Origin of the sequence: Haloechinothrix salitolerans (assembly GCF_042662605.1) — a bacterium.
Classification (GTDB): domain Bacteria; phylum Actinomycetota; class Actinomycetes; order Mycobacteriales; family Pseudonocardiaceae; genus Haloechinothrix_A; species Haloechinothrix_A salitolerans.
In genome coordinates this window covers 3,590,252-3,611,964 of the sequence record NZ_JBHSXX010000001.1, presented here as the reverse complement: position 1 = coordinate 3,611,964, position 21,713 = coordinate 3,590,252, and the positions used below count along the sequence as shown (strand labels likewise).

17 protein-coding genes are annotated in these 21,713 nt (G+C 70.1%); 4 read left to right on the top strand and 13 right to left on the bottom strand.

Translation table 11 applies throughout. The features are described 5' to 3' along the window. The first annotated feature begins 24 nt into the window (after nt 1-24). The gene (locus tag ACFQGD_RS17160; protein ID WP_345396941.1) at nt 25-852 is read left to right on the top strand and encodes an SDR family oxidoreductase; all 828 of its coding nucleotides are present in this window, start codon (nt 25-27) and stop codon (nt 850-852) included. A 25-nt stretch (nt 853-877) separates the two neighbouring features. Here ACFQGD_RS17160 and ACFQGD_RS17155 read toward each other — a convergent pair whose 3' ends face one another. From ACFQGD_RS17155 to ACFQGD_RS17145, 3 genes are read right to left on the bottom strand one after another with little or no spacing between them, the layout of a single operon-like run. Further along, nucleotides 878-4,030 (bottom strand): FAD-binding and (Fe-S)-binding domain-containing protein, encoded by a 3,153-nt coding sequence (locus ACFQGD_RS17155; RefSeq protein ID WP_345396938.1) that lies wholly within the window; start codon nt 4,028-4,030, stop codon nt 878-880. Between the two features lie 55 nt (nt 4,031-4,085). Further along, a complete protein-coding gene (locus ACFQGD_RS17150) occupies nt 4,086-5,255 on the bottom strand; it encodes an enolase C-terminal domain-like protein (RefSeq protein WP_345396935.1) in 1,170 nt (389 codons plus the stop codon). A 13-nt stretch (nt 5,256-5,268) separates the two neighbouring features. Next, a complete protein-coding gene (locus tag ACFQGD_RS17145; RefSeq protein ID WP_345396932.1) occupies nt 5,269-7,065 on the bottom strand; it encodes a thiamine pyrophosphate-requiring protein in 1,797 nt (598 codons plus the stop codon). A 349-nt stretch (nt 7,066-7,414) separates the two neighbouring features. Here ACFQGD_RS17145 and ACFQGD_RS17140 point away from each other — a divergent pair, with 349 nt between their 5' ends. Next, a complete protein-coding gene (locus tag ACFQGD_RS17140) occupies nt 7,415-7,771 on the top strand; it encodes an STAS domain-containing protein (RefSeq protein ID WP_345396929.1) in 357 nt (118 codons plus the stop codon). A gap of 10 nt (nt 7,772-7,781) precedes the next feature. On the opposite strand, the gene ACFQGD_RS17135 is transcribed toward ACFQGD_RS17140, so the two are convergent. From ACFQGD_RS17135 to ACFQGD_RS17100, 8 genes are read right to left on the bottom strand one after another with little or no spacing between them, the layout of a single operon-like run. Further along, the gene (locus ACFQGD_RS17135) at nt 7,782-9,179 is read right to left on the bottom strand and encodes an NADH-quinone oxidoreductase subunit N (protein ID WP_345396926.1); all 1,398 of its coding nucleotides are present in this window, start codon (nt 9,177-9,179) and stop codon (nt 7,782-7,784) included. Continuing rightward, nucleotides 9,164-10,651: a complex I subunit 4 family protein gene (locus ACFQGD_RS17130; protein ID WP_345396923.1), complete on the bottom strand. Its 1,488-nt coding sequence runs from the start codon at nt 10,649-10,651 to the stop codon at nt 9,164-9,166. The genes ACFQGD_RS17135 and ACFQGD_RS17130 overlap by 16 nt, the downstream gene beginning before the upstream one ends. 21 nt (nt 10,652-10,672) lie before the next feature. Further along, nucleotides 10,673-12,550: a proton-conducting transporter transmembrane domain-containing protein gene (locus tag ACFQGD_RS17125; protein ID WP_345396920.1), complete on the bottom strand. Its 1,878-nt coding sequence runs from the start codon at nt 12,548-12,550 to the stop codon at nt 10,673-10,675. Between the two features lie 4 nt (nt 12,551-12,554). Continuing rightward, nucleotides 12,555-12,860, bottom strand: coding sequence for an NADH-quinone oxidoreductase subunit NuoK (locus ACFQGD_RS17120; protein ID WP_345396917.1), 306 nt, complete (start codon nt 12,858-12,860; stop codon nt 12,555-12,557). After that, on the bottom strand, nt 12,857-13,462 hold the full coding sequence (locus tag ACFQGD_RS17115) for an NADH-quinone oxidoreductase subunit J (protein ID WP_345396914.1): 606 nt from the start codon (nt 13,460-13,462) through the stop codon (nt 12,857-12,859). The genes ACFQGD_RS17120 and ACFQGD_RS17115 overlap by 4 nt, the downstream gene beginning before the upstream one ends. Nucleotides 13,463-13,508: 46 nt before the next feature. Beyond that, the gene (locus tag ACFQGD_RS17110; protein ID WP_345396911.1) at nt 13,509-14,435 is read right to left on the bottom strand and encodes an NADH-quinone oxidoreductase subunit H; all 927 of its coding nucleotides are present in this window, start codon (nt 14,433-14,435) and stop codon (nt 13,509-13,511) included. After that, nucleotides 14,428-15,480 carry a hypothetical protein gene (locus ACFQGD_RS17105; RefSeq protein WP_345396908.1) on the bottom strand — a complete coding sequence of 351 codons (1,053 nt, stop codon included), beginning with the start codon at nt 15,478-15,480 and terminating at the stop codon, nt 14,428-14,430. Before ACFQGD_RS17105 ends, ACFQGD_RS17110 begins: the two co-directional genes overlap by 8 nt. Continuing rightward, nucleotides 15,471-15,800 carry an NADH-quinone oxidoreductase subunit A gene (locus tag ACFQGD_RS17100; protein ID WP_345397043.1) on the bottom strand — a complete coding sequence of 110 codons (330 nt, stop codon included), beginning with the start codon at nt 15,798-15,800 and terminating at the stop codon, nt 15,471-15,473. Before ACFQGD_RS17100 ends, ACFQGD_RS17105 begins: the two co-directional genes overlap by 10 nt. 185 nt (nt 15,801-15,985) lie before the next feature. On the opposite strand from ACFQGD_RS17100, the gene ACFQGD_RS17095 reads away from it, so the two are divergent. Both ACFQGD_RS17095 and ACFQGD_RS17090 read left to right on the top strand, forming a co-directional pair. Continuing rightward, complete coding sequence (locus tag ACFQGD_RS17095; RefSeq protein WP_345396905.1) at nt 15,986-17,041, top strand: SDR family oxidoreductase; 1,056 nt, start codon at nt 15,986-15,988, stop codon at nt 17,039-17,041. Nucleotides 17,042-17,073: 32 nt separating this feature from the next. Continuing rightward, nucleotides 17,074-18,897 carry a glycoside hydrolase family 15 protein gene (locus tag ACFQGD_RS17090; protein WP_345396902.1) on the top strand — a complete coding sequence of 608 codons (1,824 nt, stop codon included), beginning with the start codon at nt 17,074-17,076 and terminating at the stop codon, nt 18,895-18,897. 164 nt (nt 18,898-19,061) lie between these two features. Here the strand turns inward: ACFQGD_RS17090 and ACFQGD_RS17085 are convergent, their stop codons facing one another. Together ACFQGD_RS17085 and ACFQGD_RS17080 are read right to left on the bottom strand one after the other, a co-directional pair. Then, nucleotides 19,062-20,246 carry a zinc-dependent alcohol dehydrogenase gene (locus ACFQGD_RS17085; RefSeq protein ID WP_345396899.1) on the bottom strand — a complete coding sequence of 395 codons (1,185 nt, stop codon included), beginning with the start codon at nt 20,244-20,246 and terminating at the stop codon, nt 19,062-19,064. A 27-nt stretch (nt 20,247-20,273) separates the two neighbouring features. After that, a complete protein-coding gene (locus ACFQGD_RS17080) occupies nt 20,274-21,584 on the bottom strand; it encodes an erythromycin esterase family protein (RefSeq protein WP_345396896.1) in 1,311 nt (436 codons plus the stop codon). Nucleotides 21,585-21,713 lie beyond the last annotated feature (129 nt).

The following is a 21,713-nucleotide window of genomic DNA, read 5'->3' as shown; positions in this document are numbered from 1 at the left end:
CGCATCGGCGGGTACCGCTTCGGTATGACAACGCCAGCACCACTTCCGCAGGACTTACCAGGGCGCCCGAGGCGCGCCATCGTCACCGGCGCCGACTCAGGTATCGGGCGGGCGACCGCCGTCGCGCTGGCGGGTGGCGGCGTCGACGTCGGCATCACCTACCACCGTGACGCCGAGGGCGCCGAGCAAACCGCCCGGGAGGCGAGCGAGCAGGGCGTAGCAACCGCCGTCGAGCGAATGGACCTCGCCGACCTGCCGACGGCGACCGCCGCGATCGACACCCTCGCCGAGAAGCTCGGTGGACTGGACATGCTGGTCAACAACGCGGGAACGATTACGAGCGAGCGTGCGCTGGACACCGACTTCGACACCTGGCGCCACGTGCTCGGCGTCGACCTGGACGGCTCGTTCCTGTGCACGCAACGCGCGGCGCGGCACATGATCGACGGCGGCAATGGCGGCCGGATCGTCAACATCACCAGCGTGCACGAGCACCAACCCCGCGTTGGCTTCGCGGCCTACAGCGCGGCCAAGGCCGGGCTCGGCGCACTCACGAAGGTACTCGCCCTTGAGCTGGCCGAGTACGGCATCACGGTGAACTCGGTCGCTCCCGGTGAGATCTCCACCCCTATGACTGGCCAGGACGACGTCGATCCGCGCGAGCAGGAGCGTCCCGGCGTGCCGCTGGGCCGGACCGGCGACGCCAACGAGGTCGCGTCGGCGGTGTCATTCCTCGCCACCCCGGCGGCCGCCTACATCACCGGGACGTCGTTGCCGGTCGACGGCGGCGTGATGCTCATGGGCGTCGAAGCGGGCCTACGCCTCGGGGAGCACGACTGGCGCAGGCCGTGAGGTGGGCCTGCGGGTGTGCAAGAGGCTAGCCCGTGCGCCAGAGCTTGCGGGCCGCCGCGGCGAGGCCCGCACCCACGGCAGCCGCCGCGGTGAGCGCCCCAGCGGTCTTGACGACGCGACGTGGCAGTGATGGCGCTGGGCGCGCCCCGACGTCGGCAGCGCCAGCGGCGACGCCGCCGTCACCGCGCGCCGCCTCGCGGAGCACCTGACCGGTGTGCAGCGCCGTCCGACCGGTACCGGCGTGCTCGATCTGTGTGGTGCACGAGAAGCCGTCCGCGACGACTAGCGTCTCCGCGTCCGCCTCGCGCACTGCGGGCAGCAGCGCCTGTTCGCCGCAGTCCATCGAGATGTCGTACTTGCCGTCCTCGAAGCCCCACGCCCCGGCGAGGCCGCAGCAGCCGCCGCTGACCGACTGGACGTCGAGGCCCATCGACGTCAACAACTCACGTTCGGGCAAGATGCCGCCGGTGGCGTGTTGGTGGCAGTGTCCCCACAGCAGCGCCTTCCGCGCCTCCCCCGCCGCCTTTGCCATCCGGGGCACCGGGACGTCGAACGCGCGGAAGAACTCCGCGAAGTGGTAGGCGTTGGCGCCAAGTCGTCGAGCGTCCTCGTCGTGCGGCAGCATGCGCGCCAGCTCGTCGCGGAACACCGCGAGGCAGCTCGGCTCCATGCCGACGATCGGGACGTCGTCGCGCACGTAGTCGCGCACCGCGTCGAGCACCCGTTCCAGGTAGCGCCGCGCCAGGCCGAGGAAGCCGTAGTCGTACAGCGGACGTCCGCAGCACACGTGTCCCTCGGGCATGATGACGCGCCAGCCCGCGTCCTCGATCGCCTCGACGCACGCCACGCCGACGTCGGTGTGGAAGTGGTTGTTGAACGTGTCCGGGAACAGCACGACCGGGCGCCCGGCCGGGTTCCGGGTGCCGCCCCTGCGCCGGAACCACTGCTGCAGCGTCATCGGCGCGAACCTCGGCAACGGCCTGCGCTGATCGATGCCCCCGGCGAACTTCGCCAGCCGCGCCAGGCCTGGCGTCTGCGTCACCGCGTTGGCCAGCGCCGGCACCAGCGACGCCAGCCGGGACGCCTGGTCGATGAGCCCGAACGCGTAGGCGTGCCGGGGTCGCCAGCGCCGCCAGGACCGGTAGTGGTGGCTGCGGAACTCCGCCTTGTAGGTGGGGATGTCGACGTTGACCGGGCAGTCGTTGGTGCAGCCCTTGCAGGCGAGACAGAGGTCGAGCGAGTCGGCGACCTCCTGCGACTGCCAGCCGTCGGTGACGACGTCGCCCCGCAGCATCTCGAACAGCAGCCGCGCCCGCCCGCGCGTCGAGTGCTTCTCCTCCTTGGTGACCTGGTAGCTCGGGCACATCACCTGCTTGCCGACGGACTCGCGGCACTTGCCGATGCCGACGCAGCGCAACCCGGCGTGGGAGAAGTCGCCGTTCTCCTCCGGGTAGGCGAAGACCGTCTCCGGCTGCCACGGGTTGTAGTCCGTGCCGAGCCGCAGGTCCTCGTCCAGCGGGAACGGGTCGACCACCTTGCCCGGGTTCATCTTCCACCCCGGGTCCCAGATGGCCTTGAACTCGCGCATCGCCTGCACCAGCTCGGGCCCGTACTGCTTCACGAGCAGTTCGGCGCGCTGCTGACCGTCGCCGTGCTCACCGGAGAGGCTGCCGCCGTAGGAGGCCACCAGGTCGGCGGCGTCCTCCAGGAACGCCCGGTAGTTGGCGATGCCACCACGGGTGCGCAGGTCAAAGCTGATGCGCGAGTGCACGCAGCCCTCCGCGAAGTGTCCGTACATCGCGCCGTCGAGTCCGTACTCGTCGTACTTCGCCCGCAGGTCGGCGAGGTAGTCGCCCAGCTTCTCCGGCGGTACGGCAGAGTCCTCCCAGCCGGGCCAGTTGTCCCGACCGTGCGCGAACGCGGTGCCGCCGAGCCCACCCTCGCGCACGTCCCACAGACTTTCGCTCAACGCGGTGTCGTTGGGACCCGCCACCGCGATGTCGTCGCGGTCGTGGCCGCGCCTCGTCAGCCAGCGGACGAACGACTCCGCCGTGTCCCGCGCCGCCGCCTCGGTGTCCGCGCCGAACTGCACCAGCAGCCACGCACCCTCGCGAGGGCCTGGCAGTGCGGCGATCTCGTCGACGTGCATGTTCTGCCGCAACTGGCTGCGCACCAGGTCGCCGTCGAGCGCCTCCAGCCCGATCGGCCCCCACTCAGACACGATCTCCGGGGCGTGCCGCGCGGCAGAGACGACGTCGGCGTAGCGCACCACTACCAGCGAGCGCTGCGGCATCGCCGGGGTGAGCAGCAACGTCGAGCGCAGCACGGTCGCGCAGGTGCTCTCGGTGCCGACCAGCGCGCGGGCGACGTTGAAGCCCTTCTCCGGCAGCAGCTCGTCCAGGTTGTAGCCGGACACCCGACGCGGCACGTCGGCGACGTCGCGGAACCCGGCGCGGATGGCGTCGGCGTAGCGGTCGCGCAGGTCGCGCAGGTGCGCGTAGATCTCGCCCTTGCGCCCGCCCGCCGCGATGATCTCGTCCAGCTCGGATTCCTCGTGCGTACCGACCCAGAACCGTTCCCCGTCGTAGGTGACGACTTCGAGCGCCGCGACGTTGTCAGACGTGCGTGGTCCTGGACCGTACAAATGGGACTGTACGGAGTGGACGCCGCAGGAGTTGTTACCGATGTTGCCGCCAATGGCGCACCGCGAGTGCGAGGACGGGTCCGGCCCGAAGATCCACCCGTGCCGCCCGGTGTGCTGGTTCAGGTGCTCGTTGATGACGCCTGGTTCACACGTCACCGTCCGGGCGGCGGTATCCAGTTCACCGATCTCGGTGAGGTACTTCGTGTGGTCGAGCACCACGGCGTAGTTCACCGTCTCGCCCGAGAGGCTGGTGCCGCCACCCCGGTTCAGCACCGGCGCGCCGAAGTCGTGGCACACCCGATGGGTAGCGACGACGTCGTCCAGCGTGCGCGGCACGACCACGCCGATCGGCACCTGCCGGTAGTTCGAGGCGTCGTTGGCGTATAGCGCGAGCGACGCGGTGTCGAAACGCACCTCGCCCGCGACGACGTCGGTCAGCGCCCGTTCCAGCCCGCCGACGTCGATGCGGACTTGGCCCCTCGGCGACCCGCTGACGCGCGTGTCGGTCTTGGCGGGAACGTCCCTGGTGCGCATCAGCCGCGTCCTCCTCGTGTGTCGCTCAGGTGCGCGTCGCGTTCGGCAGGCGTGATCACGTCCCGGCAGCCGCCGGGCCCCACACCCGGTACGGCTCGACGTCGGGCCAGCGGACGGTCAGGCCGAGGCCTGGCCGGTCCGGGTCGGGCCGCAGCACGCCGCCGTCCGGGGTGAGCACGCCGTCGAACGCCAGGTCCTCGAATCGGACGTGGTCGTGGAAGTACTCCAGGTGCCGCAGCCGCCGCACGGCGCAGAACGCGTGCGCGGACGCGGCGGGCGCGCAGTGCGCCGACAGCGGCACCTGCTCGGCGGCACAGAGCCCGGCGATCTCCAGTAGCCCCGTTACGCCACCGCAGCGGGTGACGTCGGCCTGCAGGCAGTCCACCGCGCCGCTCTCGATCAGGTCGGCGGAGTCGCGCAGCAGGTAGCTGTACTCCCCCGCCGCGATGTCCAGCCCGCCTGGCCCCTGGTCGCGCACGAGCCGGAGCCCGGCGCGGTCGTCCGAGCTGACCGGCTCCTCCAACCAGCGCACATCCCAGTCGTGCGCGAACCGCCGCGCCCAGTACAGCGCGTCCTTGCGGCTCAGCGCACCGTTGGCGTCGACGAACAGCGCCGTGTCCCCGCCAAGGGCCGAGCGCACCGCCGTGAGCCTGCGCGGGTCGTCGTCCGGATCGCGCGACGTCTTGAGCTTCACGCTGTCGATGCCGTCCTCGACCCAGCCGGTGAGCTGCGCGACTAGCCGTTCGGTCGAGTAGTTGGTGAACCCGCCCGAGCCGTACACCGGCACCGCGTCGTGGTAGCTCGGCAGCGCACGGAACAGCGGCAACCCGAGCAGCCGCGCCTTGAGGTCCCACGCCGCGATGTCCACAGCGGACAGCGCCATCCCGCCGATGCCGGAGCGCCCCTTGTTGCGGAGGACGTCGTGCAGCCGCCGCCACAACGACGGTGGCGCGAGCGCGTCAGCACCGAGCGCCAGCGGCGCGAACGTGCCGTGGATCAGCGGAGCGACGGCGAGGTCACCGTAGGTGTAGCCGATGCCGCGCTCGCCACCTCCCTGCAGGACGACCAGCACCATGGTGGTGCTGTCCCACTCCAGGGTGCCGTCCTGCTCGACGCCGCCGGGGCCGTCGGTGGGCAGCGTGAACGCGTGTACCTCGACCGCGTCGATCGGGGTCTCGGTCGCCGCCGCTACCGACGTATCCAGTCGCGTAACGCGGGTGCCCATCGCCGGGCCTCACTCAGCCGCGGCCGGGCAGGTTCTCATAGACCTCGGCGAGCTTCTGGCGGAACCCCCGCGCGGCGAGGCCCATCTTCTCGGAGTCCTTCATGCCCGCCTTGGCCGCCTTCATGCCGTGTTCGGACTTGATGTGCGGCGGCAGCGGTGGGATCTCGGCGTCCACCTTGAACTCAAGCACCACGGGCCCCTCGCTGGCCAGTGCCTGCTGCCAGGCGTCGGTTACCCCGTCGATGTCCTCGCAGTAGATGCCGCGCAGCCCTACCAGCTCTGCGTACTTGGCGTACGGGATGTCCGGGATCGACTGCGAGCCGGGGAACTTCGGGTCGCCCGCCATGGCGCGCTGCTCCCAGGTGACCTGGTTGAGATCCTGGTTGTTGAACACGCAGAAGATCAACGGCGACCCATGGTCCAACTGCGACAGATACCGCTGCACGGTGATCATCTCGTTCATGCCGTTCATCTGCATCGCGCCGTCGCCGACGAACGCGATCACCGGATGGTCCGGGTAGGCGAACTTCGCCGCGATGGCGTACGGCACCCCGGGGCCCATGGTCGCCAGGTTGCCCGACAGCGACGCGCGCATTCCCTTGCGCAGCTTCAGGTGACGCGCCCACCAGTTCGTCGACGAGCCGGAGTCGGCGGTGACGATCGCGTCGTCCGGCAGCAGCGGCGACAGCGTCGCCGCTGCTGCCTGCGGGTTGATCAGGCCTTCGAAATTCTGGCCAGCCCTGTCATCCAGGATGCGGTTCCAGGTGCGGACGTTCTCCTCGATGTCCTCGCGCCAGCCGCGGTCGGACTTGCGCTCCAGCAACGGGATGAGTTCCTTCAGCGTTTCTTTCGCGTCGCCGACGACGTGGGCGTCCATCGGATAGCGGATGCCGATCATGCGCCCGTCGATGTCGATCTCGACACCGCGTGCGTCGCCTTCGTTCGGTAGCCACTCCGCGTACGGGAAGCTGGTGCCGATCATGAACAGCGTGTCGCAGTTCATCACCATCTCGTCGCTGGGCTGCGAGCCGAGCAGGCCGATGGGGCCGGTGACGAACGGCAGGTCATCGTCGAGGACCTCCCTGCCGAGCAGGGCCTTCGCCACACCGGCACCGAGCAGTTCCGCCGTCTCGATGACCTCGGCTTCGGCGTGCGCGGCGCCCTGGCCAACCAGCATCGCGACCTTATGGCCCTCGTTCAGCACCGTCGCCGCGCGCCGCAGCTCGTCGGTGTTCGGCAGCACGCGGGGCTGGCTCCAGCCAACGCTGGAGTAGACCGCCCCGTGAGTCTTCGGTGGCGCGGGCTGCGCCTCCTCGTCCTGGATGTCGTCTGGTACCACGATGGTCGCCACACCCCGCGTGGTCAGCGCGGTTTTGAACGCACGGTCGATGACGTGGCGCACCTGCGCGGGATGCATGCAGGACTGCACGAACTCAGAGACGTCGGAGAACAGCGTCTCCAGGTGCACCTCCTGCTGGTAGTGGGTGCCCTGGGCGATGCGCTTCTGCTGCCCGACGACCGCGACCACCGGCTGGTGGTCGAGTTTCGCGTCGTAAAGGCCGTTCAGCAGGTGGATCGCGCCCGGCCCCGAGGTGGCGATGCAGCACCCGACCTCGCCGGTGAACTTGGCGTGCCCACACGCCATGAACGCCGCCATCTCCTCGTGGCGGGTCTGCACGAACTGCGGGTCACCCTCGGCGCGGTCGAACGCGCCGAGCAGCCCGTTGATGCCGTCGCCGGGATAGCCGTACACGCGGTGTACGCCCCACTCCCGGAGCCGGTTCACGATATAGTCTGCCGTTTTCGGCATGGCTTCTCCCGATCCGCGACGTCGAATGCGTGTCGAATAGCGGGTAGCCAGCCGAGGGGTACGGCAAACGCCGTATGGCTGCCTCTACCGGGCGGCGCCTTTGAGTCAGCCGTCACCTGACCTGCCGAAGCTACGCTCGTTCGGATACCCGAGGGCCGACACACGATAGGTGGTGGCGACGGCGGGCGACCGCGGCACGCACTCGACTGACTCACCCGCAAGGCCGTACGACATACCCCATTGGCGTGGAATTCTGCTTGGTTACCGGACGTGGTTGAACAAGCCGCCGAACTGCGGCAGGCTGGCCATACCTGGGGACGTCGACCGATTGCGCTGTTAGGAGCTATCCATGGGGAAGCAGCAGCTCTCGTTCAAGCGAACCACGGTTGACCCTGGCCACACGGTGGTGCTCGCGGTATCGGGAGAAATCGACCTGTTGACCGCCGACGAGTTCGAGTCGCAGCTGAAGTCGGTGTTGTCTCCACCGAACGAGGTCGTCATCCTCGACCTCTCCGACGTCAAGTTCTTCAGTTCCGCGGGTCTGTCGGTTCTGCTCGCCAGCGCGGAGTCGGCGAAGTCGAGCGGTATCAGCTTCCGCCTTGTCACGACCGAACGGGTCGTGCTCCGGCCACTGGAAGTCACCGGTGTCAGCAACTTCTTCACCATCTTCGACTCGGTTGACGAGGCGATCGTGAGCACCCAGTGACCCTCCTGCCTCAGCCGAGCACGACGCCAGCGCCGACGCCCAGCGCCAGCGAGAGCACCGCCGCCGCGTAGGCGGTCGCCGCACCCCAGCCGTTCATCGACAACCCGGCTTCCCCCGCGGGTCGCCGGAACACGGCGGGTGCGAACCAGCGCAGGTAGTAGAACACGCTCGCCACCGTATTGGCGAGCGCGAGCACGACCAGCCATGCCAGCCCGGCGTGCACACCCGCCGTGAATACCGTGAGCTTGCCGACGAACACCGCCGTCGGGGGCGTGCCAACCAGTCCGAGCAGGCACACCACCAGGCTGACGGCGAGCGCGGGCGCGCGCCGCACCAGTCCGGCGTAGGAGTCGATCCACTCGCCGCGCACGGCCGCGACCACGGCGAACGCGCCCAGGTTCGTGACCGCGTAGGCCGCGAGATAGAAGGCGAGCGCGTCGCGGGCCTCCGGCAATGGGGCGGCGGCCACCGCGATAAGCAGGTATCCCACCTGGCTGACGGTGGAGTACGCCAGCAGCCGCCGTGCGCCTCGCTGCCAGAACGCGGCCAGATTGCCCAGCGTCATCGAGGCCGCCGCGAGCAGCGCGACCACCACGCTGACGTCGGCGGGCAGGGCGTTGGCCACCAGCCGGTGGATCGCGGCCACAGCGCCGAGCTTGGGCACCGTCGTCAGCAGTGCCGCTACGCCGACGCCCGCACCTGCCGTGGCGTCCGGCACCCAGAAGTGCGCGGGCACCACCCCCGCCTCGAACAGCAGTCCGGTGAGCAGGAACACAGCGGCCCCGGCGACCACGCCTTCCGGGATGTCCCCCAGCCCCTCGTGCAGGGTCGCATACACCGTGCCGCCCGCCAGACCGAATATGGCGGTGACGCCAAGCAGCATCATCGCGGCGGCCAGTGCCCCGAACAGCGCGAGCTTGAGCGCCGACTCGGTTCCCGCGTGGTCCTTGTCGAACCCGGCCAGCGCGTACAGCGGGACACCGGTCAGCAGGTAGGCAGCGATAAGCACCAAGAGGTCACTCGCCCCAGCCAGCAGCACGGTGCCGAGCGTCGCCAGCAGCACCAGCACGGCGTATTCGGTCTCGCGGGGATGAGCGCGCACCTCGCGCCTAGCCATCGTCAGCACGCCAAGCGCCGCCACCGGGGCGACCACACGAACCGTCGTGAGCAGCGCGTCGACGTGGTAGGTGCCGTGGAAGGCGGCCTGGGCGGTACCCGATCCGGTCAGCAGCCCCGCGACCAGTGCCGCAACCGCCGCTACCAGCAGCGCGACTCCGGCCAGGCCGTGCGTGAGCCATTGCCGTCGGCGCGGCAAAAACATCCCGGTACTCAGCGCCGCGACCGCACCGATCAGCAAGGCTGCCTCCGGCACGACCAGGGTCAGGCTGCGCATCACAGGGTGACCCACTCCGCGACGGTGTGCGCGGCCGGTTCCAGCGTGCCAAGCAAGGTCCTCGGCAGCACGCCGATCACCGTGGCCAGCGCCAGCAGCGCGGCCACCGGTACCAGTTCGCGCGCGGCGACGTCGTCGAATCGCCCAACGCCCCCTGGCAGCAGCCGCTCCCCCAGGAACAGCCGGTGCAGCGCGCGCAGGAACAGCGCGGCCGTGAGCAGCACGCCGAGCAGCGCGACGGCGGTGGCGACCGGCTGGACGCCGAGGCTGCCGGTGAAGATGTGGAACTCAGCGATGAACCCGGAGAAGCCGGGCAGCCCGAGCGCGGCGAACGCGGCCACCGCCATCAGCCCGGCATAGCGTGGCGCGACCCCGGCGAGTCCCCCAAAGGAGGCCATGTCGTACTCGCGGGCGCGGGCGTAGAGCACACCGGCGAGGAGGAACAGCGCGCCGGTGATGAGACCGTGACTGACCATCTGCGTCGCCGCGCCAGTGATCGCCAGCTGCCGCGCGGGTTCGGTGTTGCCCACGATCATGCCCGCCGTGCCGAGTCCGAGCAGGATGTAGCCCATGTGATTGACCGAGGTGTAGGCGATCATCCGCTTGACATCGCTCTGCGCCAGCGCCACCAGCGCACCGTAGAGCACGCTGACCACACCGAGAATCACGAACACCAGCGCGAACCGGCGCCAGGCGTCGGGCAGGATCGGCAGGGCGATGCGCACGAACCCGTACGTACCCAGCTTCAGCAGCACCCCAGCCAGGATCGCCGACCCGACGGCGGGGGCCTCGGTGTGCGCGGGCGGCAGCCACGTGTGCAGCGGGACCAGCGGCGTCTTGATCGCCAGCCCGATCCCGACGGCGAGTAGCACGAACCCACCCGCGACCGGGGCGTCGCGCAGCGGCGGCTGTTCGATCAACGCCGCGATGTCGAACGTCGTTGGATCGGCCGCGATCGCGATGCCGATGAACCCGAGCAGCAGCACCAGCGACCCGACGAAGGTGTAAAGGAAGAAGTGCAGCGCGGCGCGGCGGTGGTCGCGGTGGCCCCAGCCCGCGATCACGAAGTACATCAGCACCAGCGACAGGTCGAAGAACAGGAAGAACACGATTAGGTCGAGCGCGGCGAACACCCCGATCGCCGTGGTCTCCAGCGCGAGCATCAGCGCGGCGAACGTCGCGGGCGCCCGCTGTTGCCGGAGGCTGTAAACGGCGCAGGCGGCGAACAGCACCGACGTCATCGCGATCAGCGCGAGCGATATGCCGTCGACGCCGACGTGGTACGACACCCCGATACCCGGTATCCAGCTCAGCCGTTGCTCGTGGCGGAAGCCGGTGCCGGACGCCGTCAGCCACAGCGCGGCGGCCAGCACGACCTCCGTCGCCGTGGCCGCGACGAACCCCCAGCGCGCGAGCTGTGGTCGGCTGCGCGCCGTAAGCAGCCCGAGCGCGGCGAGCGCGGGCAGGAACACCACCAGACTCAGCACCTGATCACTCCCCTGTGGACGTCACCCGTATCCGGTCAGCAACACGGCCGCCACGACCAGAACCACGAGCACGACGACCGCTTGTGCGTAGTACTGGTGCAACTGCCCGGTCTGTGGCAGCCGAGCCAGGTGGCCGAGCCGACGCACACCGGCCGCACCTCTTCGGACCGTGCCCGCGATCGCACGTTCCGGAGCCTGGTGTGTCACTCGCGCCAAACCTTCGACACCCTGGGCCGCGCCCCGCAGACCTGCCGCCAGCACCCGGTCGTCGAACCGCGCGAGCGCGGTCGCCGACGCCATGACCGGGCGGGCGATCATCGTGCGCGCTGCCTCCGCAAGCCAGAGCCACCGCCGACCCGCCTTCGCGGCGGCATCAGGCACGGCCTCCCGCACCGCCATGCCACGTCGTGCCGCGCCGACGACCAGCACTAGCACGCCCAGCGCCACCAGAGCCGACAGGATGCCGGGCACCGGTGCCGGCGGCGGCAGAACGTCCAGCCACACCGGAACCACCACGAGCACCGCGAGCACCAGCGCGGCGAGCGCGGCCAGCATCGCGGTCGGCGTGCGCTCCGGTGATATCGACACTGACCGCGGCGGCAACGTCGCTGCTGACCGCGCCGCGGACCTCGATCCGTGTTCCGCTTGCCGCGTGGGCCGTACCAGCACCGTGACGAGGGCCCTGCCCGCGTACGCCGCGCTGAAGGCAGCCGCGACATAACTGGCGATGGTCAACCCGATCGGCGCGCCATGCATGGCGAGGTCCTTGGTCAGCCACAACGCCAGCGGTGGTGTCCCCGCCAGCGTCACCGCACCGACCGCGAATCCCGCGCCCGTCCACGGCATGCGTCGTCCCGCGCCACGCAGCCGCGCCAGGTCGGTGGTGCCGAGCACCGCGAGGAACGCACCACCCCCAAGCAGCAGCAGGCTTTTCACCGCGGCGTGCCCAACGACGTGCGCGGCCCCGCCCGCGACCGAACCCGCACCGGCGGCCAGGAACACGAAGCCGAGCTGCGCCGACGTCGACGCCGCCGCCAGCTGTTTGAGGTCGTCCTGCAGCGTGGCCACCGCACCGACCGCGATCGCGGTCGCCGCGCCGAGCCACGCGGCGGTGAGCCCGGCCCATCCGGTCGTGTGCAGCAGCGGCGAGACGCGCAGCAGCAGGTAGCCGCCCGCCGCGACCATGGTGGCCGAGTGCAGCAGCGCGCTCACCGAGCTGGGTCCCGCCATCGCGCGCGAGAGCCAGAACGAGAACGGCAGCTGCGCCGACTTCCCCGCCGCCGCGGCCAACACTCCGGCCGCCACCACGTGGGACCACGGCGACGGCAAGACCGCGAGCCGTTCAAGGGACAGCGAGCCGAGTCCAGCGAACGCCGCGCCAGCCGCGAGGTAGAGACCCAGGTCACCGGCGCGTGTGGTGAGGAACGCGGTGGTCCCTGCTCGCGCCCGCCAACCGTCGCGCCACCAGAAGCCGATCAGCGCGTACGAGCAGGCACCCATGACCTCCCACGCCATCAGCAACGGGAGCAGGCTGGTCGCGGTGACCGTGGTCAGCATCGCGGCTGTGAACACCGACATCAGGCCGAAGAACCGCGCGCGAGCGTCGTCACCCGCCAGCTCGGCGGAGGCGTAGACCAGCACCGGCAGCGTGACCCCGGCGACCAGGACGACCATGAGCGCCGACAACCCGTCTACCGCGACACCGAACGGCAGGCCCGCCAGGAACAGCGCCCGCATGTTCGGCCGCATGATCGCCACGGCGATGGCGAGGCCGAGCACGATCCCGTGCGCACCGATCGCCACCGGCGCGGCCAGTCGGTCGGCGCGCCTGCCAGCCAGCAGCAGCCCGGCTCCTGTCAGCAGCGGCAGCAGGATCAACAGGTGCGACGACGTCAGCATCGGCTCAGCCCCGCAGATCTGCCGCCATGTTGGTCATGTCCACCTGGCTGGCGCGATACACCGCGATCGTCGCGGCGAAACCCATGGCCATCTCGACCGCCATCACCACCATGGCAAGCAGGACAAGCACCTGACCGGACGCGGCCTGCGGCCAGGCGAAGTACCAGAACCCGGCAGCGCCAGCGAATACCGCGTTGATCATCAGCTCGATGCCCATCATGATCATGACGATCGACTGCTGTGACAGCGCGCCGAACAGACCGACGCTGAACAGCGCCGCCGCGAGGATCAGCACCAGCTCCAATGTCATGAGTGCTCCCCGTGCGTATGGGTCGCCGTCGACGGCTCGTGGTGCGACGCGTCGACAGTCCCTTGACGCCGTGCCGGGTGGTGGCTCGCTCGGCCGTAGCGACCCCGCGTAGTGGCCAGCACGGTCGCGGCGATGATGGTGGCGAACAGTGCGACACCGACGACCATCATCGCGAGCATCGACTCGCCCATGAGCGCGGTGCCAAGCTGCCGGGTGGCGTCGCCGCCGGGAGACGTCGTCGGCTCCGGCCGCCGCGGCCACGGCACCAGCAGCACGGCCGCGACCAGCCCAGCGAACACCCCGCCGGAGATCACCAGCGCACCGGTGCGGTTGTGCAGCATCGACATCGGCTCGAGCCCACCGGGGTTCATCATGAACATCACCATGAACACGCCCATGATGGCCATCTCCATGACCATCATCAGGATCGTGAGCGTGCCGAGGTAGGCGAGATCGAGCAGCAGCATCACCCCGGCCACGCAGGCGAACGACGCGAACAGCAGGTACGTCGCGCGCGCCATGGAGTCCACCCGGAACACCAGCGCGCCGGTCACCACCGCGAGCACGCCAAGAACGAGAAAAGCGATCAACTCAGCGAGCACTGCTCACCTCCGTTAGCCCGCGACCACGCTGTCACCCCGCTCGTCGTCACCACGCCACCACGACGCCGACGACGAGCAGTTGCGCCAACACGGCCGGCAACACCATCACCCACCCGACGCGCAGCAGCCGGGGCACGGCGACCCGTGGTAGCCCCACGCTCAGCCACACCAACACCGCCAGCACCGCCACGGTCTTCAGCAACGACCACAGCCACCCGGGCAACACCGGCCCGCCGCCACCGCCGAGGAACAGCGGCACGGCGAACGCCGCGCCGGTCACCAGCAGCATGCCCCGTCCCGCGAGCAGCGCCAGACGGTCCATTCCGGACTGTTCTGCCGCGATACCGCTCGCGATGTCGGACCCTGCCGGTGGCGCGAGCGGCCCCCAGAAACTGATGCCGAGCACCCCGAGCAGGTACACCGCGAACGCCAGCGGCATCCACACCACGAACCAGACGTCCTGTTGCGCGGCCACGACGTCGCCCATCCGCAGCGACGCCGCACCGAGCGCGGGCGCGGTGAGCGCGAACATCAGCGGCAACTCATACGCCAGCGCCTGCGCGAGGAACCGGTACCCGCCGACGAGCGCGTGCGCCGAGTTCGCGCCCCAGCCCGCGAGCCAGGCCAGCGCCCACATCAGCGCTCCCATCGCGTTGAACCACACGATGCCGACGGCGCTGTCCCACACGACGTAGCCACCGAACGGCACGACGGCGGCGGCGAGCACCGCGGCGACAACGCCAGCAGCGCTGCCGATCCGCCACAGCACGGCATCGGCCCGGAGCGGCAGTCGCCGCTGGCGCATCAGCAGCCGCGCCGCGCCCCGCACCGGCCTCGTCAGCTCACCGGTGGTGACACGCCTGCCAGCGGTTCGCGCGTCGACAGCGGCTTCGCCGCTGACCATGCCCAGCACCAGCGCGCCGAGCGCGACGGGCAGTAGCATCGCCCACCACCAGGGAGCCACCTCAACCATGCGTGTCCCCCACTGTCGCGGCCACTGCCCCGATGCCCGCTTCCGTGACGTCGATGTCCAGGCTGGCCACGGCCAGCCGCGCCGTCCCCAACTCCATGCCGGTGACGAGTTCGGGCAGCAGGTCGAGCGCCTGGGCGGAGGTGAGAGTACGGCGTGCCGGGGAGATCGGCGAAGGCGTCTCGACAGACCCCGGGGCCGCCTCGGACTCGCCGCCCGCGGCAACCGCCAGCCATGTCCGCAGCCGATCGGCGGCATCGCCCACACCGGGCACCGGCGCGAGTCCCCGTAACTCCGGGTCGAGAAACCGTGCCTTGCGGGCCAGCCGCCGAACTTCGGCGCGGACGTCGCCGCCGTCGGCCCTCCGCCCGCCGCGCTCGCCCTGGTGATCGCCACCTGCCCGCGCGAGCAGCCGGTCGCGTAGCACCAGGCAGCGGGTATGCGCCGCGTGCCACCCCGCGACCCCGAACAGCCGCACGCAGGCATCCAGGGCGCGAACACCAGCAGGCGCCGTATCCCAGAAGGAACCGGTCACGCCGTCAACACCCAGCGTCTCGGCGTGCGCGTGCCCAATAACATCGCCTCGCAACTGGACGTGCAACCGCAAACCAGGCGGCCAGAACGGCAGTGCCGGGCCGAGCGGGACGTGCAGGGCATCCAGCATGAGGCCGTCCCGGTCCTCGACCATGCCCGCCATCGGTGGTTCCTCCGGCAGCGGCCGGTCCGGCACTCGCGCACCACCGCGAGCGAGTCGCTCCGGCAGCTCAGACAACCGCTCCGACGTCTCGTCCGGCTCGGTCACGCTGATTCGCTCGCACGGCGGCGCGAGCTGCGCCTCAAGGGTGTCGGCGATGGCGGCTAGGTCCGGCGGCAGCGGACCCGCCGTCACCAAGGCGTCCGCGTCGGCCGCTCCGCTGGCGAGCGACCACCCTTCTCCCCGCACGAACCGTTCGACGGCCAACCGCACGACGGTCGCGGTCGGCGCGCTCAGCAACAGGAGCGACGGCCGGGCGAACGCGAACCGGCGCAGGCGAGCCATCACGTCCATCGCAGCCCGCCTTCCCGCCAGACGTACAGCACGCCGAGCAGTAGCAACGCCAGGAAGCCGAACATCTCGGCCACGGCTTTCATGCCGACGTCGGCCACGACGACAGCCCACGGATACATAAAGACCATTTCCATGTCGAACGCGAGAAACAGCAATGTCACCGGGTACCAGCGCGCGTGAAAGCGCGACACGGCGTGTTCGGCGGGCACACCACCGGACAAGAATGGCCCGGTCACCACGGCACGGCGTCCGGCGAACACACTGTTGACCAGGTATCCGGACAGCACGAGCAGGACGGCCGTCGCCGCCGAGATCACCATGGTCATGCCGCAGGGTTGACCGCGCTCCACCCACCGAAACATCGCGCGTGGCGACCGACCCGTGCCCCGACGGCCTGCGTAAGCCGCCCCGTAATCGGGGTACCCCGCGCCTAGACATCGAGCGCTTGCGGATCAGCTTGCCGGGGGTGGCAGCACAGCCGCGCGCCGACAGGAGGTGGTCGCAGATGACGAAACCGGACAGCAGGGACGCCAAGGTCGTCGTGGTCACCGGCGCCAGTGGTGGGGTCGGGCGCGCCACTGCGCGCAGGTTCGCGGCGCGCGGTGATCGGGTCGCGGTGCTGGCGCGCGGCAGCAGCGGCCTCGACGCGGCCGCCGAAGACGTCGAGCAGGCCGGTGGCCAGGCACTGCGGCTCGAGGTCGACATCGCCGATGACGCCGCCGTGGACGACGCGGCCGAGCGCGTGGAACGCGAGTGGGGACCGATCGACGTCTGGGTGAACAACGCCTTCACCTCGGTGCTGGCGCGCTTCACCGAGATGAAGCCCGCCGAGTACCGGCGGGTCACCGACGTCACGTACCACGGTTACGTGCATGGCACCATGGCCGCGTTGCGGCGGATGCTGCCGCGCGACCGGGGCACGATCGTGCAGGTCGGCTCCGCGCTGGCGTATCGGGGCGTTCCGCTGCAAACGGCGTACTGTGGCGCGAAGCACGCCATCCAGGGCTTCACCGAGTCGCTGCGCGCAGAGCTGCTGCACGCTCGTACGGCGGTACGGCTGACTATGGTGCAGCTACCTGGTCTCAACACGCCGCAGTTCCGCTGGGTGCTGTCGCGGCTGCCGCGCGAGACGCAGCCGATGCCGCCGATCTACCAACCAGAAGTCGCCGCGGACGCCATCGTGTACGCCGCGGAGCGTCCCCGGCGACGCGAGTACTGGGTCGGCGGCTCGACGGTCGCGACGCTCGTGGCCAACAAGGTCGCGCCGGGGCTGCTGGACCGCTACCTCGCTCGTAACGCGTTCGACGCTCAGCAGACGTCCCAGCGGCACGATCCCAACCGGCCGAGCAACCTGTGGTCGCCCGCCGATGACGCGGACGGTGAGGACTTCGGCGCGCACGGCCAGTTCGACCGCAACGCACACCCACACAGCGGGCAACTGTGGGCGTCGAAGCACCACGGCACGCTCGCGGCGCTCGGTGCGGCCGGGGCCGGTGCCGCCGTCGCGGTGACGGCGGCGCTACGCAGGCGGCGACGTGTCAAGCTGCCATGGCGCGGGTAATTCTCGGTGCGAACCACCATCAGGGAGGGCACGTGCCCGCACATATCGAGGACTACGCGCTAGTTGGCGACACCCAGACCGCGGCGCTCATCAGCACGGACGGGTCCGTCGACTGGCTCTGTCTGCCCAGCTTCGACTCGGATGCGTGCTTCACCGCGCTGCTCGGCGACCGTGAGCACGGCCGATGGTCGCTGCACCCGAGCGGGGACTATCGCTGCACCAGACGACGCTACGTCGAGGACTCGCTCGTGCTGGAGACGGAGCTGAGCAACGCCGACGGCACGGTGCGCATCGTGGACTGCATGCCGGTGCGCGACGGCGTCCCTGACCTGATCCGGCAGGTACGCGGCGTTTCCGGCACAGTGGACATGATCAGCGAGTTCGCCCCGCGCACGGCCTACGGCGAGACCGTGCCGTGGCACCGAATCACCGACGGCGGCCAAATCAGGGTGGTCGCGGGCCCCGACGCGCTGACCCTCGATGCGGATGTGGCGTGCGAGATCACGCAACGGCCATCGGTGACCAGCCGCTTCCAAGTGCGTGAGGGCGAGCACGCGACTTTCCGGCTTATCTACGGCGAGCAACCGCCGGAGCAACGCCGGGCCGCCGACGAGAAGATCGACCACACCGTGCGCTGGTGGCAAGAGTGGGCACGGCGGTGCTCGTACCACGGCGAGTACCGCGACGCGGTCGTACGCTCCCTGATCACGCTCAAGGCACTCACGTTCGCGCCGACCGGCGGGATCGTTGGCGCGCCGACGACGTCGCTGCCGGAGCGGATCGGGGGTGTCCGCAACTGGGACTACCGCTACTGCTGGGTCCGCGACGCCACCTTCACGCTGCTCGCGTTCCTCGACGCGGGCTACGTCGACGAGGCCAAGGCCTGGCGCGAGTGGCTACTGCGCGCGACGGCGGGCCGACCGGAGCAGATGCAGATCATGTACGCCGTCAACGGCCAACGACGTCTCGCCGAACAGGAACTGGACTGGCTACCCGGCTACGAGGGCTCGACGCCGGTGCGGATCGGCAACAAGGCGGCGGGCCAGTTCCAGCTCGACAGCTACGGCGAGCTGATGGATGCCTTCCACCAGGCGCGGTCGCACGGCATCCCGCCCGACCCCGACGCCTGGCGCGTGCAGCGCGAGCTAATGGACTTCCTTGAGGGCAACTGGCGCGAACCCGACAACGGGATCTGGGAGATCAGGGGGCCACGGCGGCAGTTCACCTACTCCAAGGTGATGGCATGGGTCGCCGCCGACCGCGCGGTGCGCGCGGCGGAGACGTTCGACCTCGACGGCGAGCCGCAACGCTGGAAGCAGCTGCGTGAGGACATCCACGACGATGTCTGTCGACACGGCTACGATGCCGAGCGCAACACGTTCACCCAGCACTACGGCACCCGCGACGTCGACGCCGCGCTGCTGCGACTGCCGCACGTCGGGTTCTTGCCCGCCACCGACGAGCGCGTGCTCGGCACCACCCGTGCTATCGAGGAAGACCTCACGGTCGACCGGATGGTGTTGCGCTACCGCACCGCGGCGCCCGGCAGCGAGCACGAGGGCGGTACCCACCCCGTCGACGGTCTGCCGTCCGGCGAAGGCGCGTTCCTGGCGTGCTCGTTCTGGCTCGCCGACAGCTACGTGCTGCGGGGCGACGTCGAGCAGGGCCGACAAATGTTCGAGCACCTGCTCTCGTTGCGCAACGACGTCGGGCTGCTGTCCGAGCAATACGACCCGCACGAGCGCAGACTGCTCGGCAACTTTCCGCAGGCGCTGTCCCATATCCCGCTGGTGGCCACCGCGTTCAACCTGACGTCCGCACGCGGACCGACAATCCGGCGGCACGGCAACGACTGAGGCCTGACCAGCTCGCCCGCTCGCCCGCCACCCGCAGCCCTTCCCCGTGGATCTTGAGCATTATGGGTTGTCCGTCCGACAGAAGCGCTCAAGATCCGCTCGCGGCGGCGGCGTGGCGAGCCGCCCCGCGCGGCGGCAGTGCGGCGGCGGGGCACTCGCGGCGGTCAGGGCTTGAGGACCACCTTGATGCAGTTGTCCTTCTTGTGTTTGAACAGTTCATAGCCGTGCGGAGCCTCGGACAGCGGCATCCGGTGGGTGGTGAGGTCCTCAGTGCCGAGCGGGTCGATGTCGCCGGTGACGGCGGGCATGATCTCGTCGACCCACCGCTTCACGTGCGCCTGGCCCATCCGCAGCGTGATGCCCTTGTCGAACAGGTCCAGCATCGGCATGGCGTCGGCTTGGCCGCCGTAGACGCCGATCAGTGAGACGGTGCCCGCCCGGCGCACGGAGTCGAACGCCGTGGTCATCGCCGCCATCCTGTCAACGCCGAACCGCTGCATGGCCTGCTTGGCGACGGCGTCGGGCAGCTTGCCCGCCGCGCGCTGCGCCAGCTCCGCCAACGGCGAGCCGTGCGCCTCCATGCCGACCGCGTCCACGACACCGTCAGCCCCACGCCCGCCGGTGGCGTCCTTGATCGCCGCGCCGACGTCGCTGGTCCGCGAGGTGTCGATGACCTCGGCGCCGTGCTTGCGCGCGAGCTCAAGACGTTCCGGCACGTTGTCGACGCCGATGACCCGCTCCGCGCTGAGGTAGCGGGCGACGCGCACGCAGAACTGCCCGACGGGGCCGAGCCCGATGACGGCGCAGGTGCTGCCTTCCCCGACGTCGGCGTAGCGCACGGCCTGCCACGCGGTCGGCAGAATGTCGGACAGGAACAGGAACCGCTCGTCCGGCGGCCCCTCCGGCACCGGGATCGGCCCGAAGTGCGCCTGCGGCACCCGCAGGTACTCCGCCTGCGCGCCGGGCACCGAGCCGTACAGCGACGTGTAGCCGAACAACGCGGCACCCTTGCCCTGGTCACGCACCTGGGTGGTCTCGCACTGCGCCATGTAGCCGCCACGGCACATCCAGCACTGCCCGCAGGAGATGTTGAACGGCACCACGACCCTGTCACCGGGCTTGATGTGGCTGACCTGCGGGCCGACCTCCTCCACGATGCCCATCGGCTCGTGGCCGAGGATGTCGCCCGGCGTGAGGAACATACCGAGCACGTCGTAGAGATGCAGGTCGGAACCGCAGATCGCGGTGGACGTCATCCGCACGACCGCGTCGGTGGGTTCCTCGATGCGCGGGTCGGGCGCGTCCTCGACGCGGACGTCACCGATGCCGTGCCATGTCAACGCTTTCACCAGCGCCTCCTCTCGGTTGCCGTCGCCTCACAGGCCGACGGGATAGGTTTCCGCCTCGCCGCGTGCGGGCTCGATCGGATGCAGCGGGGCCAGCGCCTGGGTGTTGTCGCAGTGGATGTACGCGTCGTAGCGGCGGTTGAGAATGGTGGGCACGTAGTTGCCGCGGTGCTCGCGCTCGGGGTGGTAGATGACGCCGATCGCGCGGTGATCCCAGACCTCCCCCGCCCACCGTTCGTCGCCGATGTCGCCGAACACCCAGAGCGCGTCCTCGCCGGGCAGCGCCTGGTGGCACTCGGCTTCGATGCTGCTCCCGCGTGCGGCTGGCACTGGCTTGCGTTGCACCGGCCCGCCCCAGGTGTCGGACGCGATCACGCTGCCCCGGTGGCTGCCGAAGCCGACGAGGACGACGTCGCCCTGGCCGAGTTCCTCCCTGGCGAGCTGGCCGATGTTGACCATGCCCGCCGCCGCCATGTCGGTGGCGCGGGCGTCACCGATGTGGGTGTTGTGCGCCCACACGACGGCCTTCGTGCCTTGCGGGTAGGCGTCGAACAGCCGGTGCAGCGTAGCCATCATGTGCCGGTCGCGGATGTTCCAGGAGTCGGGTCCGCCGCGCAGCATCGCGCGGTAGTAACGCTCCGCCTCCGCGACGACCTCGGCGTTCTGCCGCGCCACGAAGTCCTTGTCCATGCCCGCCCCGTGGCCCGAGTTCCGTTCCGCCGCCGCGCTGAGCAACCGCACGACTTCCTGCTCGCAGTCCTCCGGCACCAGCCGGGTGGCGTAGGCGTAGGCCTGCGGGTCCTCGCGATAGGGCTCGAAACAGCGAGCGGCGGCGAGCGCGGTCTTCAGGTGCTCCGGGCGGTGCTGGCGCAGGTAGCCGACGACGGCGTCGAGGGAGTCCCACAGGCTGTAGACGTCGAGGCCGTGGAAACCAACCGGATAGCTGGGCCCGACGGTGCCCGCCAGCTCGCTGGTGTTCAGCTCCCGTAGCCAGCGCGCGAATTCCGCGACCTCCTCGTTGCCCCACATCCAGCGCGGCCAGCGCTGGAAGCCCCACAGCACCGCGGCCGGGTCGTTGGGCGCGCCGGGCGCTCCCCGGACGCAGCAGTGCAGGCGGTGGCAGTCCGGCCAGTCGCCCTCCACGGCGACGAGCCCGAAACCCTGCTCGGTGATCAGCCGTTTCGTCAGCTCCGCGCGCCAGCGGTAGAACTCGGAGGTGCCGTGCGAGGCCTCGCCGATCAGTACGACCCGTGCGGTCGACGTCCGCGACAGCAGCCGGTCCAGGTCGTACGGGTTGTTCAAGACGTCCGCCTGCTCGGCCAGCTGGTCAGTCGTTTTCACGGTCACAGGCCTCCTCCACCTCCGCGCAGGTTCGCGTTCATGGCTGACATACCCACCGGCACGACTCGCCAACCACCGATTCGCCCGCCGAGTGAGGCCCGACCTGGCGAGGTTTGTGCTGACGAGGGC